The sequence below is a fragment of the Vibrio penaeicida genome (assembly GCF_002933855.1).
Classification (GTDB): domain Bacteria; phylum Pseudomonadota; class Gammaproteobacteria; order Enterobacterales; family Vibrionaceae; genus Vibrio; species Vibrio penaeicida_A.
Map to the genome: position 1 here is coordinate 159,459 of NZ_BFAQ01000034.1, position 14,459 is coordinate 173,917.

General features: G+C 43.3%; 18 protein-coding genes. 9 read left to right on the top strand and 9 right to left on the bottom strand.

What is annotated here, in order from left to right; genetic code table 11:
- Positions 1-30: 30 nt before the first annotated feature.
- Together bcp and VPNCDNU1_RS20470 are read right to left on the bottom strand one after the other, a co-directional pair.
- Complete coding sequence (bcp, locus tag VPNCDNU1_RS20465; RefSeq protein ID WP_104402041.1) at positions 31-501, bottom strand: thioredoxin-dependent thiol peroxidase; 471 nt, start codon at positions 499-501, stop codon at positions 31-33.
- An 18-nt stretch (positions 502-519) separates the two neighbouring features.
- Complete coding sequence (locus VPNCDNU1_RS20470) at positions 520-1,062, bottom strand: glycine cleavage system protein R (RefSeq protein WP_104402042.1); 543 nt, start codon at positions 1,060-1,062, stop codon at positions 520-522.
- A gap of 302 nt (positions 1,063-1,364) precedes the next feature.
- Between VPNCDNU1_RS20470 and dapA the strand changes: the two genes are divergently transcribed.
- Together dapA and bamC are read left to right on the top strand one after the other, a co-directional pair.
- Positions 1,365-2,243 (top strand): 4-hydroxy-tetrahydrodipicolinate synthase, encoded by an 879-nt coding sequence (gene dapA, locus VPNCDNU1_RS20475; protein ID WP_104402043.1) that lies wholly within the window; start codon positions 1,365-1,367, stop codon positions 2,241-2,243.
- A 69-nt stretch (positions 2,244-2,312) separates the two neighbouring features.
- Entirely contained in the window at positions 2,313-3,335 is a 1,023-nt protein-coding gene (gene bamC, locus VPNCDNU1_RS20480; protein ID WP_104402044.1) for an outer membrane protein assembly factor BamC, read from the top strand.
- Between the two features lie 67 nt (positions 3,336-3,402).
- On the opposite strand, the gene VPNCDNU1_RS20485 is transcribed toward bamC, so the two are convergent.
- Genes VPNCDNU1_RS20485 through VPNCDNU1_RS20500 form a run of 4 tightly spaced genes read right to left on the bottom strand, consistent with a single transcriptional unit; the run spans position 3,403 to position 5,755 of the window.
- On the bottom strand, positions 3,403-3,579 hold the full coding sequence (locus VPNCDNU1_RS20485) for a DUF2897 family protein (RefSeq protein WP_104402045.1): 177 nt from the start codon (positions 3,577-3,579) through the stop codon (positions 3,403-3,405).
- Position 3,580: 1 nt separating this feature from the next.
- Entirely contained in the window at positions 3,581-4,255 is a 675-nt protein-coding gene (locus VPNCDNU1_RS20490) for a M15 family metallopeptidase (protein ID WP_104402046.1), read from the bottom strand.
- Complete coding sequence (gene dapE / locus VPNCDNU1_RS20495) at positions 4,252-5,391, bottom strand: succinyl-diaminopimelate desuccinylase (protein ID WP_104402047.1); 1,140 nt, start codon at positions 5,389-5,391, stop codon at positions 4,252-4,254. The genes VPNCDNU1_RS20490 and dapE overlap by 4 nt, the downstream gene beginning before the upstream one ends.
- A gap of 16 nt (positions 5,392-5,407) precedes the next feature.
- Positions 5,408-5,755: an ArsC family reductase gene (locus VPNCDNU1_RS20500; protein WP_104402048.1), complete on the bottom strand. Its 348-nt coding sequence runs from the start codon at positions 5,753-5,755 to the stop codon at positions 5,408-5,410.
- A gap of 354 nt (positions 5,756-6,109) precedes the next feature.
- Between VPNCDNU1_RS20500 and VPNCDNU1_RS20505 the strand changes: the two genes are divergently transcribed.
- Positions 6,110-6,391 (top strand): winged helix-turn-helix domain-containing protein, encoded by a 282-nt coding sequence (locus VPNCDNU1_RS20505; protein WP_104402049.1) that lies wholly within the window; start codon positions 6,110-6,112, stop codon positions 6,389-6,391.
- A 212-nt stretch (positions 6,392-6,603) separates the two neighbouring features.
- Here the strand turns inward: VPNCDNU1_RS20505 and VPNCDNU1_RS20510 are convergent, their stop codons facing one another.
- On the bottom strand, positions 6,604-6,945 hold the full coding sequence (locus VPNCDNU1_RS20510; RefSeq protein WP_104402050.1) for a DUF4156 domain-containing protein: 342 nt from the start codon (positions 6,943-6,945) through the stop codon (positions 6,604-6,606).
- A complete protein-coding gene (locus VPNCDNU1_RS20515) occupies positions 6,938-7,285 on the bottom strand; it encodes a DUF2956 domain-containing protein (RefSeq protein ID WP_104402051.1) in 348 nt (115 codons plus the stop codon). The genes VPNCDNU1_RS20510 and VPNCDNU1_RS20515 overlap by 8 nt, the downstream gene beginning before the upstream one ends.
- 74 nt (positions 7,286-7,359) lie before the next feature.
- Between VPNCDNU1_RS20515 and VPNCDNU1_RS20520 the strand changes: the two genes are divergently transcribed.
- The 3 genes from VPNCDNU1_RS20520 to VPNCDNU1_RS20530 all read left to right on the top strand — a co-directional run bounded on the left by VPNCDNU1_RS20520 (position 7,360) and on the right by VPNCDNU1_RS20530 (position 10,284).
- The gene (locus VPNCDNU1_RS20520; protein ID WP_104402066.1) at positions 7,360-7,812 is read left to right on the top strand and encodes a DUF2919 domain-containing protein; all 453 of its coding nucleotides are present in this window, start codon (positions 7,360-7,362) and stop codon (positions 7,810-7,812) included.
- 178 nt (positions 7,813-7,990) lie between these two features.
- Positions 7,991-8,890, top strand: a complete 900-nt coding sequence (locus tag VPNCDNU1_RS20525; RefSeq protein WP_104402052.1) for a Dyp-type peroxidase — start codon at positions 7,991-7,993, stop codon at positions 8,888-8,890.
- A 260-nt stretch (positions 8,891-9,150) separates the two neighbouring features.
- Positions 9,151-10,284: a flagellin gene (locus tag VPNCDNU1_RS20530; protein WP_104402053.1), complete on the top strand. Its 1,134-nt coding sequence runs from the start codon at positions 9,151-9,153 to the stop codon at positions 10,282-10,284.
- A 31-nt stretch (positions 10,285-10,315) separates the two neighbouring features.
- Here the strand turns inward: VPNCDNU1_RS20530 and VPNCDNU1_RS20535 are convergent, their stop codons facing one another.
- The gene (locus tag VPNCDNU1_RS20535; protein WP_104402054.1) at positions 10,316-11,200 is read right to left on the bottom strand and encodes a LysR family transcriptional regulator; all 885 of its coding nucleotides are present in this window, start codon (positions 11,198-11,200) and stop codon (positions 10,316-10,318) included.
- Positions 11,201-11,325: 125 nt separating this feature from the next.
- Between VPNCDNU1_RS20535 and VPNCDNU1_RS20540 the strand changes: the two genes are divergently transcribed.
- The 3 genes from VPNCDNU1_RS20540 to VPNCDNU1_RS20550 form a co-directional block, all read left to right on the top strand.
- The gene (locus VPNCDNU1_RS20540) at positions 11,326-12,225 is read left to right on the top strand and encodes an N-acyl homoserine lactonase family protein (RefSeq protein WP_104402055.1); all 900 of its coding nucleotides are present in this window, start codon (positions 11,326-11,328) and stop codon (positions 12,223-12,225) included.
- Positions 12,226-12,698: 473 nt separating this feature from the next.
- The gene (locus VPNCDNU1_RS20545) at positions 12,699-13,832 is read left to right on the top strand and encodes a flagellin (RefSeq protein ID WP_104402067.1); all 1,134 of its coding nucleotides are present in this window, start codon (positions 12,699-12,701) and stop codon (positions 13,830-13,832) included.
- 416 nt (positions 13,833-14,248) lie between these two features.
- A partial coding sequence (locus VPNCDNU1_RS20550) for a flagellin N-terminal helical domain-containing protein (protein ID WP_442758992.1) occupies positions 14,249-14,459 on the top strand: 211 nt, incomplete at its 3' end.

A 14,459-nucleotide genomic window follows, 5' to 3' on the forward strand; every position in this document is an offset into this window, starting at 1 on the left:
CAGAGGTCTTTTTGGTTTTTCAGTCAATTCTTACGCAGATTGGTTGAAATAATCCAACACAACTTCATGGTGCGTCTTAGTTTTGAACTTGTTGAACACATGTTCAATTACACCTTCTTCATTAATAAGAAAGCTGATGCGGTGCAGGCCGTCGTACACTTTTCCCATGAATTTTTTCTCGCCCCAAACACCGAACTGTTCAGCAACGGCATGATCTTCATCAGAAAGTAGGGTGAAGTTGAGTTCATCTCGTTCGATGAATTTACCTAAGCGTTTTACTGGGTCGATGCTAACACCAAGAACCACAACATTGTGTGCATCCAGTTCGGCTTTGACATCTCTCAGACCTTTAGCTTGCACGGTGCAACCCGGAGTCATGGCTTTAGGGTAAAAGTAGAACAATACCTTTTTGCCTTCAAAGTCAGATAATTTCACGGTGTTACCGTCTTGATCTAATAGTGAAAAGGCTGGAGCAGGCGCGCCAGCAGTCAAAGTTTCCATTGAGCGATCCTTTATTTTTTATTGGCTGTTTTTTATGAAATTTAGTGAGCCTTGAACCGATAGCTGCGAACACAGTAATTGGAAATCCTCTTCCAATTGCATCAAGTTACATTCGCCATCGACGTGGGCTGTCAACGCAATATGAAATTGATTCTGTTCTTTTTCGACCTTGGATTTATCGATAGTTTGCGCACTAAGTGAAGACATACCGATCTGTCGGTCAGCAAAAAACTGAGTGAATTTCTCAGTCAACCCTAGTTTGTCTTCGGATTCGACAAAGACTTCTATCCGATAGACATGATCAGGGTGCTGATGGGGAGAGGTACGTTTCATGATCGTAATCAGATCATGTTCTTGACCTAAAAGAGGGAGGCGAGTTTCTACTCGGGCTAAGCTGTTGCTGTTTCCAGACAACAACATAATCAACGTAAATTCGCTGCCAAAGAGTGCAATGCGGCTGTCGATAATATTGCATCCCGATTCAGTAACCAAATGGGTAATTTGATTACTGATACCCGGGCGATCCGTACCAACAGCGGTAATCACTAAATGTTGTAACATGAGGAGGCAATTTTTCAATAACTGTTAATTTGCATGTTAGCACAGTTCCTACTATTCGCCCGGATACCGACTGAGAATTTCAGTGTGCAAACCTGAAAACTTACCCAATTCGATAAATTTTCGACCAATCCATGCTTCACCTCCAATTATTAACGTGAGATTGTCATCTAAGGCGCTCTGAACCCTTGTTTTATTCAAGGATGTTACAGTACCATGCAAGAAGCCCATTTGAGCTGAGGTAGACCTGCTGGGGGTCGTTGAAGTGACGCCATTTGGTATAAGAATTTATTAAGGAGATGGACATGTTTTCTGGAAGCTGGGTTGCGCTTTTGACACCGTTTAATAATGAAGGTGAAGTGGATTTCGAAAGCCTGAAGCAACTTGTTGAATACCACGTAGAAGCGGGCACCGATGGAATCGTCGCTGTTGGCACTACGGGTGAGTCGGCCACTCTAACAATCGAAGAGCATGTCAAGGTGGTGAGCAAAGCAGTAGAGTACGCCGATGGTCGTATTCCTGTTGTTGCGGGAACGGGGGCAAACGCAACTCACGAATCAGTGACGTTCAGCCGCTTGCTTCAAGGCTCTGGTATCGTAGGTGTGCTAAGTGTTACGCCTTACTATAACAAACCGACCCAAGAAGGTTTATACCAGCACTACAAAGCCATTTCTGAAGCCAGTGATGTGCCTATTATTCTTTATAACGTACCAGGTCGCACAGCGGTTGATCTTCAACCAGCCACCGTGGCTCGTTTAGCCAAAATTGAAAACATCGTTGCTTTGAAAGATGCGACAGGTGATTTAGAAAGAGTTGCAATTCACCGTGAACTTTGTGGCGAAGATTTTATCTTACTAAGTGGTGATGACTCGACAGGGCTCGAATTCTGTAAGTTAGGTGGTCATGGCGTAATCTCTGTAACGAACAATATCGCAGCAGCAGATATGGCGAAAATCATGCACTTAGCTCAAGATGGAGAGTTCGAAGAAGCGGAATCCATCAATGCACGCTTGATGACGTTGCACAAAAACCTGTTTATTGAAGCTAGCCCTATTCCAGTTAAGTGGGCTGCGCATAAACTTGGTTTGATTGCAAATGGTAGCCTAAGACTTCCAATGACGGAGCTTTCTGAAGAGGCTCAGCCAGTCATTGAAAAGTCTCTAGCAGAAGCTGGGATCAGCTAGGGTCAAACCAACGAACCCAATAAAGTTAACCCCGAAGCCAAGAGCTTCGGGTTGTATTTAGGAGTTTTAATGAAGTTTTCACGTCAGCTAGTGATCGGTTCACTGGCTGTTTTTGTTCTCGCTGCTTGTTCAAGTGATCCTTCATCTCGCCGCCAGGCTAAAGATGATTTTTCATACCTTGATTCAACGCCGCTAAAAGAGTGGTCGCTTCCACAAGGTGCCACACCGCAGTTCTATCCTAACTACGATATTCCAGCGGGTGAGTACACAGGTGGGATTGGTAAAAACGTTGATATTCGTCCACCTCAACAAATTTTGGACTTAATTCCTGGTGCACGTTCAGAAGTGAAAGACGGTGAAGCAACTTTGTGGTTGGTTCGAGAAACGGAACAAGAGAAAGTATGGCGAACTGCTTTACAGATGCTCTCAAACCAAGGCATTAGGTTGAGAGAAAACACAAATACTCGTATCGAAACGGAATGGGTAACGTGGAAGTCGGAAGATGAAGACTCTGAGATTGGCAGCCGTTATTCAATAGAAAAGTTGGAATCGAATCGTCGCTACGGCTTCAAAATTTCACTTATTGATTGGCGTGAAGGCAATCAAGTTAAGCCTGTTAAAGCGACTGATAAAGAGCGCTACAACATTCTGATGACTAACTTAGTAACCTCAACGTATGATCAGAATTTGCGTGCTGAAGCGGCGTTAAAGGCTCAGGAGTTAGTGAAACGTATTCCTATCAGTCTTGGTAAAGACCGCAGTGGATTACCTGTTATTATCGCTCGAGCGCCATACTCGACACTGTGGCAACACATGCCAACTATTTTGCCGCAAATTGGTTTTAATATTGAAGAACGCAACCAGTCCCAAGGTATTATTAAGGTGAAGTACGCCAAACCAGATGATGAATTCTGGCAAGAAATTGGTGTTAAGCCGTTAGACTTGAGTGGTAGTTCATTTACGTTCTTGATGGGTGACTTGGACAACAGAACATCTATCAACGTAACGGACAGTTCTGATAAGCCTATCAGTGAACAGTTGCTTACTGATTTAGCGCCAATCTTGGCTAAGATTGCAGAGAAATCGCTTTAAGTTTGTCGATATCATAAATCTATCGGTATGAAAAAATCAGAAGAGCCAGTCAATTGACTGGCTCTTTTTATTTATCTTTGGTGTGGGCTTTTTTGTCTAGCTCGTTAAGCCTATCTAAGTCTTTTTTCCCTTTTCCGGGTGGCGTAAACTTCATTTTTGCGGTGTATTTTAATGCCGCAATGTTACCGATAACGACAGCCAAAACAATGGTGATAATGACCCAAGGGTTAGTTAGAAATTCCATCTTAGTCCCTCACATTTATTATGAAGCGATTGTATAGGGTATCCAGTAAAGGCAGCACCACTGTTTGTCCTTCAATAGGGGAGAGGTGCAATGCCTCACGAATTATTTCAGTCGTTAATGAAGCGAGATTTTTACTCGCAACACTACGGTAGCTTATGTGCCAAGGCTCAATTGCGACACCACCCAAATCTTCACGATAAGGAAGAAAAAAACCGAATTCTGGCATCGCTTCTTGTAACCATTCTGAAAAATCTTGCTGATGACCCGTTTGGTATTCCCAAGGTTCAAGTTGCAGCTGTGTATTTTCAGGCAAGCAGTTCTTAGCATACACATCGAAATCCGTCCCCCAGTGATGACGGCTTGCGCCCGGTAATGCAGACCAACGCAAAATGGCGACAGCTTTCTCTTCGTCAGACAACGTAGAGGGATCAATAGGGTTGGATTGACTATTTAAGATAGCCCTCTGACCGGAATACTTAGCATTCCAAATGGATTTTTGACGTTCATAGTCTCGAAATCCACTGGCGACTGCCAGTTCAAACCCTTTATTCTTAGCTTCCTTGTGCAGGGCAGTTAATGCCTTTCCTGCTTCTGGGCAAGCTTGTACCTTTTGAGCACCAACGATGTGCTCAATAAGGTGGGATTGGGTTTGTCCGGTCAGTTGGGCTGGAGTCATTTGTTTGCCAATAGCTCTTCTAATGTTGCTTCGTACATGTCAGTCAGAAGCTCTAAATCTGCTACGCTCACACATTCGTTCACTTTATGAATGGTTGCGTTAACTGGACCAAGTTCGATAACTTGCGCGCCCATGGTCGCAATGAAGCGACCGTCTGAAGTGCCACCCGTTGTTAGCAATTCCGGTTTCTTGTGATTCACTCTTTCGACAGCACGCACAATGGCTTCTTTAAGCTCACCTGTATCGGTTAGGAATGGGTGACCACTTAAAGTCCAGTTAAGGTCGTAATCTAACCCGTAAGAGTCTAGCGTGGAATGTACGCGGCGTTTGATTTCTTCATCGGTTAATTCAGTGCTGAAGCGGAAGTTGAATTGAACATTGAATTCGCCAGGAATAACGTTCGAGGCACCTGTACCAGAATGCAAATTTGGAATTTGGAAACTGGTTGGTGGGAAGTATTCATTACCCTCATCCCATTTTGTGGAAGCCAATTCCGCTAATGCAGGCAATGCATGGTGCACTGGGTTATTCGCCAAGTGAGGGTAAGCGACATGACCTTGTGTGCCTTTAACAACAAGATCGCCAGTAATTGAACCACGACGACCATTTTTAACGACATCACCAACGTGCAGCGTACTTGAAGGTTCACCGACGATACACATGTCGATGATTTCGTTTCTCTCAACAAGGGTATCTACAACTCGAGTTGTACCATTGATGAATGGGCCTTCTTCATCCGATGTAATCAAAAATGCAATAGAGCCTTTGTGGTCAGGGTTTTCAGCAATGAAACGTTCAACCGCCACTACCATACAGGCCAGTGAGCCTTTCATATCAGCGGCACCACGACCATGCAAATGCCCATCAATGACGGTTGGTTCAAATGGTGGAGTGTGCCATTGCTCTAGTGGACCGGCTGGCACAACATCTGTGTGACCAGCAAAGGCAAACAGTGGTGACTCCGTGCCACGGCGAGCCCAGAAGTTAGTGGTGTCTTCAAACACCATGATTTCAATTTCAAACCCTAGCGCTTTTAAGCGGTTGATCATGAGTTCTTGGCAGCCTTCATCCAACGGAGTGACCGATGGGCGGCTAATGAGATCTTTGGCAAGCGCCAATACAGGGCTGTCTGTCATCCTTGAAAATCCTTACTTACTTAAAAATAGTTTGGTACTGTTCGGCTTTGAAACCAATGTGGTATGTGTTTTCTACCACTAAAATAGGGCGCTTGATCATGGCTGGATGTTCTACCAGCAATTCAACCGCGGTTTGTTCATTGAGTGAATCTTTTTGCTCTTGAGATAGCTGACGGAATGTTGTTCCGCGCTTGTTTAAAACTTGCTCCCACCCCAATTTCTCGCAGAAAGTCTCAACCATGGATTTATCGATACCTTGTTTACGGTAATCGTGAAAGTCGTATGCGATGCTTTCAGCTTCTAACCACTTTTTTGCTTTCTTAATTGTGTCGCAGTTAGGAATGCCATACATAGTGTTTGCCATAGCGTTTTCTTGTCCTTTTTTCTTTCGAAGCCCAAATCCTATCAGGTTGAAAAAGTGGGGCAAGAGGAAACCGTGTGTAGGAGCAAAATTGACGTTCCATATTGAGCTTTTAGTAAGTAATTGGTGTTTATCAGTGAAATCGGCTATTCCCAATAGAAACAAATCGGTTCACGTACGATAAACGAGAAGTTAATCACCTCCAATCTCATCAAATTTGATCACGCGCAACATTCCGCGTGCCAGAAAACCAATAATGTGAATAGACCCAGTTGGCGTGGGGAAATAATCAAGACCTCAGTAGCAGGTCTCTAGGGCGATTAGCTCTAGCAAAAAATACAGTGGTAGGAGGCATCAATGGAATTGAATCCTGTATTTGCAAGACGACTATATTTGGCTTTGTTGGTTGAAAGCCTAGAAAGACCCAATGTTCCTAAGCTGATAGAAATTACAGGTTGGCCTAGACGAACAATCCAAGATGTATTGAAAGCCTTACCAGGCTTGGGTATCGAGCTAATGTTTGTGCAGGATGGACGTCGCCATAACGACGGGTATTATCAATTATCTGATTGGGGACCATTTGATAGCCAATGGGTTTTAGATAGACAAAAAGAGATTGCATCGACCCTAGGGTATTAGGGGGAAAGCGGGTTATTAGCGGGAAAATAAGGGGACTAGGAGCATGTAAGGTGACTAGAAACCTAGATAAAAAACAAGATTACTCGGGACAACAGATCTGTAAGATAGAACAGAGTTTAAGGTAGATAGCGTTTGATCGCTAAAAAATCCGTAAGCCAGCCCACGACGTTGTAGGCTGGTTTTTTGGTATTCGCGAATCAATCAATAATGAGTTACTGGCAAAGGTAAGCGTTGCCTAGAAAAGTAACGGATGTTTTAAAGTGAATTGGGCTGTTCAGGTAAACCCGGTTCGCACCTAGGCTTACTGCCTGATTTTTTATGTCATTTACCGCACCCTGAATCATGGCGTCATTGTTGTAGAACAAAAATGAGTACCAATGGCCCTCGCTGCCAGTGACTTCACCTTTCCATACACAGCCCGAAGCGACAATGGCTGAATCGGCATACACAGATACCTTCTGAGCATCTGAAATCAATTTCTCCGATGGTGTAGAGCACGCCGTTATTAAAGGAATGATGGCAAAAGCAAGACAGCGCCAACCTAGCTTATACATATTGGTTGCCCATTACATACGCAATAAAGCCTACCCAACTCACGATAAGAAGAATCCAAGGCAATAGATTGGATGACTTTTCTGTTGTCATTGGCTCGGTCGGTTGATGCTCTTCAACCGAATCTGTTTGCTGTTTGCTTCTTTGTGCTTTTTTCTTCGCTTTATCGGCTTCACGCTGCCTTTCTTTCTGTTGTTTTTTGTACAGCGCAATGCCTTTTTCGATACCTTGCGCAATTAGCTTGGTCTGTTCCTTTGTTTGACCAGGCTTTTGCGTAGCTTTAGCAATTTTTTGCGCATCAGATTGTGTTTCTGCAGATGGAGTGTTTTTTTTCTGTTTCATTGCTAACCGGGGATTGATATGTTTGGCCTATAGGGTGAAACCCTAGTCTACCATTATGAAATGCAGAGGTGATAGTGCGCTATCCAATTGAAGACTACGACAAACATGGTTATCTAAAAGCGCCGATTTGGCTTTGGCTCGGTTGGATATTTCTAGCTAAGGCATGGGTAGTATTTGTTGTAGCAGGGGTCAGCCGAGAGTCTGGCAGTAAGCTTCTTGAAATCATTTATCCAGTAAAAGACACATTATATCTTGGGTTAGCCATTGGTCTTCCTTCCATTTTACTGATGTGGCTAATTGGCTTTCGAAACCCAGATAGAACATGGATAAATCGCTTCATTAGTTGGGGGAGAGGGCTCACCTTACTACTGATTGGCGGGCATTTTGGTTTGGTCATCTATCAAATCACACTCGACAACGGGGTGTTTAGCTGGTCGCATTCTATAACGGCAGTTTTGCTCGTGTGGTTTTTTTTGTTTGTTTGGAAAAGCCGCCGATTGAAAGAATGTTTGAAAATAATGAAATAAAGATCACACTTCTTTGATATTGCTTGCACTTTTGTGACTCACGTTTATGGCACTATATTTTTATATACCTATACCCAAGTGACCTCAAGATGCTGGATTCAGAGCCTCTTGATATTACTTGGGTACATCCGTTCATCAAGAAACGGAACAATAAAGCTAACTAAATGTGAGAATAAATATGTCGAATCCGCAAACTGCGATTGTACCGGAAGGAAGCCCTTTCGCGCTTTACTCTTTATTTAAAATCACGAGCGAACCTCAAACGGTATTGTCTTCGCTTCAAACGCTGCCAGCCTTAGTGGACGAGATCAATCAGCAGCAAGGTGCTAATGTAAAACTGACCGTGTCTTTCACGCATCAATTCTGGTCGAAGCTGAATCAACCTATGCCTAGCGAGTTAGAACCCTTTCGCGAACTGGGAAAAGACAAGGTGATTGCACCGTCGACAGATGTCGATTTTCTGATTCACTGCCATTCCGATCGTCACGACTTGCACTTTTTTGCTCTACGTAAGTTCTTAACACCAATTGCTGAATACGTAGATCTCGTCGATGAAACTTATGGTTATCGCTATCTCGACTCGCGTGATATGACGGATTTTGTTGATGGGACAGAAAACCCAGAAGGTGAGCAGCGCCATGAGGTTGCCATTATCCCTGAAGGGGAGTTTTCTGGTGGCAGCTACGTGATGCTTCAGCGCTTCGTGCATAACTTGCCTGCTTGGAATCGACTCAACGTGTCAGCGCAAGAAAAAGTGGTAGGAAGAACTAAGCCTGATTCAATTGAATTGGATGACGTTCCGGCGGCATCTCACGTTGGACGTGTTGATATAAAAGAAGAAGGGAAAGGGCTTAAGATTGTTCGCCATAGTTTGCCTTATGGCAGTGTGTCTGGTGATCACGGTTTGTTGTTTATTGCTTACTGCCATACGCTTCATAACTTTAAAGCCATGCTTGAGAGTATGTACGGTGAAACAGATGGAAAAACAGACCAACTCCTGCGTTTCACAACAGCAGTGACAGGGGCGTATTTCTTTGCACCTTCGCAATCCATGTTGTCTTCTCTAGAATTTTCGTAATGTTATTCAGCCTTAATGTTGGTTTGGTTTAAGGCTGCCATTTTATCTTAACAAAGCCTTTTGATAACAAAGCTTTGTTATGTCGAAATATGCCCAAGCGATGTTGGCTACAGAGCGTCTTTAGCGTCAGCTTGGGCATGACAATCCCAGTCCGTGTACTGAAATTTCCCTCTGGATAAAAAATATTCAAATTTTTGCTAAAGGTTTCTTTTCCACTGCCGCTATAGAGCTGAATACCCTTATTTTGAGTGTGAAGGTTTATGGCCGTTACGGTTAATACAAATGTTTCAGCGATGGTCGCCCAGAGAAATCTCGGGGTGGCGACTCAGGCGTTGAATCAATCTTTGGAGCGGCTTGCTTCAGGGAGTCGTATTAACAGCGCAAAAGACGATGCTGCGGGTTTGCAAATTTCCAATCGATTGGAAACACAAATGCGGGGTTTGGATGTCGCGGTGCGCAATGCTAACGATGGCATCTCCATTATGCAAACCGCAGAAGGAGCGATGAAAGAAACCACGAATATTCTGCAACGAATGCGTGATTTGTCGTTGCAGTCTTCAAATGGTTCAAACAGCCGAGCAGAACGAATCGCTCTTCAAGAAGAAATGAGTGCGCTCAACGACGAGCTCAATCGGATTGCAGAAACCACATCGTTTGGTGGCAAAAAACTCCTTAATGGAACGTATGGCACTTCCGCTTTTCAAATCGGAGCCAGTGCTGGTGAAGCTGTCAATGTATCACTTAGTAATATGCGTTCGGATACCCTTGCCATGGGGGGAGCAAGTTACATGGCGGCAGGAAAAGCGGACTCAAGCTGGACGGTTAGTGCAGGGCAAAACGAGTTTAGCCTCAGTTTTACCGACAAGGTAGGGGACCTCGTTAATGTCAATGTTCAGGCAAAAGTTGGCGATGATATTGAAGAGCTGGCAACTTACATTAACGGGCAAACCGATCACGTTTCGGCGTCTGTTAACGAAGATGGGCAATTACAAATTTTTGCCTCGGCAGATGTCGTTGCCAGCCCGATTACGTTCAGTGGCAGCTTGGCTTCTCAATTAGCGATGTCTGGGCCAGCTCTAGAAACGGTTGATGACCTCGATATTACTAACGTTGGTGGTGCTCAACGCGCGGTTTCAGTGATTGACACGGCGTTGGAATATGTGGATAGCCACCGTGCGCAATTGGGGGCTTTTCAAAATCGATTCGATCATGCTATCAGTAACTTAGATAACATTAATGAGAACCTCGCATCTTCCAACAGTCGAATCAAAGACACCGATTTTGCTAAAGAGTCTGTCGAAATGATAAAGCAGCAAATGCTGCAACAAGTCAGTACCACCATTCTAGCTCAAGCCAAACAAGCACCAAATATTGCTTTGACTCTATTGGGCTAATCCCTGTACCAAACGATAAATGCACTCAGATCTAAAGCTGAGAAAACTTCACCTCAAGAAAGTGCAGTAATACTTGTGTTTTCTGAGACAAGTATTTCTTCGATGGATACACACCGTAAATCGGACCCGGGGTCTCCACTTGGTAGTCCGGAAGCAACTTAATCAATTGACCTTTTTTCACAAACTCTTCGCCAAACGTTGTCGGCAAAACGCCTAGTTGATCTCCGTGAATTAACGCTTCAGATAGTGGTCCAAAATCATTACTGAAAACACGATATCGCGTCGCGATGACCTCACTGTGATTACCCTTAAAAACACGCCAATCTTTGGCTAGGTAAGGGATCGTAAGTGATTCAATTTGGTTTAATTGGGATGGGTGTTTAGGCAGTTTATGTTTTTTAAGCCATGCAGGACTCGCAAATATACTCATTCTGGTTTGGTAAAGTTTACGTGCAACCAAACTAGAATCTTTCAGTGGTCCGGGTCGGATTGCCACATCAATTTGATCACTGAGTAAGTCATCAAGTTTATTGCTGATGCGATATTCAATATCAAGCTTTGGGTGCAGAGCCTGAAATTCGGCAATCCATGACGAAAGGCGAAAATAGGACATGAAAATAGGTGAAACGACGGTGAGCTTTCCACTTATCGAACTGCTTTGTTCCTGCAAAAAAGAGACACTATCAATCAACCCTTGTATATGAGGGCTCGCTTGTTGGTTCAATATACTGCCTGCTTCCGTTAAGGTCGCGGTACGTGAGGTACGCTGAATCAAAGCGACGCCCAATTCTTTTTCCAGCTCTGAAAGTCTTCGACTTACTGTGCTGGTGGGCATGTTGAGCACTTGTGCTGCCGCACTAAAGCTCCCCTTATCGGCGATAGCTTTAAGTACTTGTAAATCATTGAAATTAATCATTATAGGTGTTTTCAAATTAGCTAGAATTATAATCCCATTTATGGGATGTTGCTTTCAATGTATCGTATTTAATTATCATTTTTGGGTCTATAACATGATGAGAAATTCATGAGAGGATTCAAACAATGACATTACACCGCATTCTTTTTGGTTTATTAACAGCTTCAGTTTTGCCTGTACAAGCCAGCGTGATAAACCCTACTCCTAACTCAGCGCCTCAGCCTGTCAACTTTTCTCAATTTTCGACTAAAGGTAACGTGAACGTTGCTATCAGCATCATTGACTGTGGTCGAATTGAGGCGCGAAAGCCCACTATGTTTAACCCAAAAGCAACCAACGATAACCCCATAAAAATGGTGAACAGTTGCTATGTTATCTCTCACCCGAAAGGCAAACTGTTTTGGGATGCGGGTATTAACGACAAATTTGTCGCGCAGAAGGAAGGTATTGAAGTGATGGATGGTGCATTTCATTTCTCAGTGAAGAAAACCCTATCTTCTCAATTGGAATTGCTAAACCTCGATGCTAATGACATCGAACATCTCGCGTTGTCGCATCTTCATTGGGATCATTCCGGTAATGCATATAAATTTTCAAATGCGCAATGGTTAATCCAAAAACCAGAATATGACATCGCTTTCGATCAAGAAAAATTTAAAAACTACGGCTTCAATCAGGATGATTACGCAAGCCTAAAACCCAATGCAAAAGTGATAGAGGGTGACCATCAAGTGTTTGGTGACGGCTCCGTTGTTCTTGTCTCCGCATACGGGCATTCGCCAGGTCATCAAGTTTTGTATGTTGATCTGCCTGAATACGGCCCCATCATTTTATCTGGTGACCTGTACCATACTCGTGAAAATCGCAGGTTACGCGCCATTCCAATTTTTAATCAGGTAAGCCAAAGCAAACTCGCCTTTGAAAAAGTAGATAAAATTTTAGAAAGCACAGGTGCAGAGCTTTGGATTGGGCATGATGCAGAGGAGTTTCACGAGAAAAAACACGCCCCGTATTGGTACAAATAGCCGCATATACCTAATTAAATTGAGGTTACTTGGGTTTATAATCTAGAACGGCATTTTTTACTGAGTCAATAAGGCTGTTTGGAAAGCATACTGCAAAGTTGTCTTGAATTTGAGAGGTTGGTTTTTATTGAATCTTCACTTAGTAAAAATAGTAACCTCCTTTTCAAGCCTTTCTATATAAGGGCTACAAGAGAAAAAAGAAAGTTGTATCGGCAAGAGAAATACTAACTTTAGAAGGAAATGACAAAATATATCGCGTTTGATTTATTTGTAACCACTTAAGCTGAAAAATCCATTTTTTCTTAAAAAATGCCTCAAGTAAAAAAACGTCGTGTCGTTAACTGTTTCATCTTGAAAATACCCAAGTGACTTTTGATTCTGATTTGTTAGGTCACTTAGGTATCAATCAACTTGGTTTTCCGAAGCATAAGCTCGGAAAGCGTAGTATCGGAAAATCATTTGGAGCAGTAATCATGGGCATGACAGTAAATACCAACGTATCGGCGATGACAGCACAACGCCATCTTAATAACGCGGCAAGCGATCTAACGACATCTATGGAGCGCCTGTCATCAGGCTTCAAAATCAACAGTGCAAAAGATGACGCTGCTGGTTTGCAAATCTCCAACCGTTTGAACGTTCAAAGCCGTGGTTTGGATGTCGCAGTTCGAAACGCTAATGATGGTATTTCTATTGCTCAAACTGCCGAAGGTGCGATGAATGAAACCACCAACATTCTGCAACGTATGCGTGATTTGTCTTTGCAGTCGGCAAACGGTTCCAACTCTAAATCCGAGCGTGTTGCTATTCAGGAAGAAGTAACTGCATTAAATGATGAACTGAACCGAATAGCGGAGACAACATCTTTTGGTGGTAACAAGTTACTAAATGGTACTTACGGCACTAAATCGTTCCAAATCGGTGCTGATAACGGTGAAGCTGTTATGTTGACACTAAAAGACATGCGCAGCGATAACTCGCTGATGGGTGGTCAGAGCTATCAAGCGGCTAACGGCAAAGACAAAGACTGGACAGTATCCGCTGCAGCATCAGATTTAACGATTAACTTGACGGACAGCTTTGGCCAAGCACAGGCGCTGACCATTAACGCTAAAGATGGCGACGATATTGAAGAGTTGGCAACGTACATTAATGGTCAAACTGATTTAGTGAAAGCATCGGTCGGCGAACAAGGTAATCTGCAAATTTTTGCCGGCAATAACAAAGTATCCAGCGACCTAACATTTGGTGGTGGGCTTGCTGGTGAACTTACAATGGGTCCAAAGCAAGACGTTACCGTTGATAGTATTGATGTGACCACTGTTTCTGGGTCACAAGAATCTGTTGCCATCATTGATGCTGCACTTAAGTATGTGGATAGCCACCGTGCAGAGTTAGGGGCGTTCCAGAACCGCTTTGATCACGCAATCAGTAACTTAGATAACATCAATGAGAATGTGAACTCGTCGAAGAGCCGAATTAAAGATACGGACTTCGCGTCAGAAACCACTAAGATGACGAAATCACAGATCTTACAACAGGCTTCAACTTCTATTCTTGCGCAAGCTAAGCAAGCACCGAACGCTGCGATGAGCCTATTAGGTTAATTAAATATCCTGGTTAACAAACCTTAAAGATCAGAGCGTGCTCTGATCTTTTTTATTACCTCAACCTCAATAATTGGCTGATGCGCAGGCTATTCGATTGAATTGTCTTTGAGGAAACGAATCTTGAGAGCGTTTACGAATGGAAGCTGAGCTGATTTCGATATGATTTTTTACTGCACCCCGTTTGAATAGTACAAGTGGCGACTCTAATACCCTTGATTTATGTACAGTCCAGTATGATTTTTAGTCCTTAATATATTGATTTCATTTCAGTTTGAAAATTCATCTATTAACAGATGAATTTTTGCTAAAGATCTTTTCATCTGAGCCGTTATAAAAAGCACGAGAGAGAAATACGCTTGGTTTTCCGCGACGGCGGAGACCGTAATATCGGAAAATCAATTGGAGAATACATCATGGGCATGACTGTAAACACCAACGTATCAGCAATGACAGCGCAGCGTCACTTAAACAACGCAACAAGTGACTTAAACCTATCCATGGAGCGCTTGTCTTCAGGTTTCAAAATCAACAGTGCAAAAGACGACGCAGCAGGTCTACAGATCTCAAACCGTTTGAATGTACAAAGCCGAGGCTTAGACGTAGCCGTGCGAAATGCCAACGACG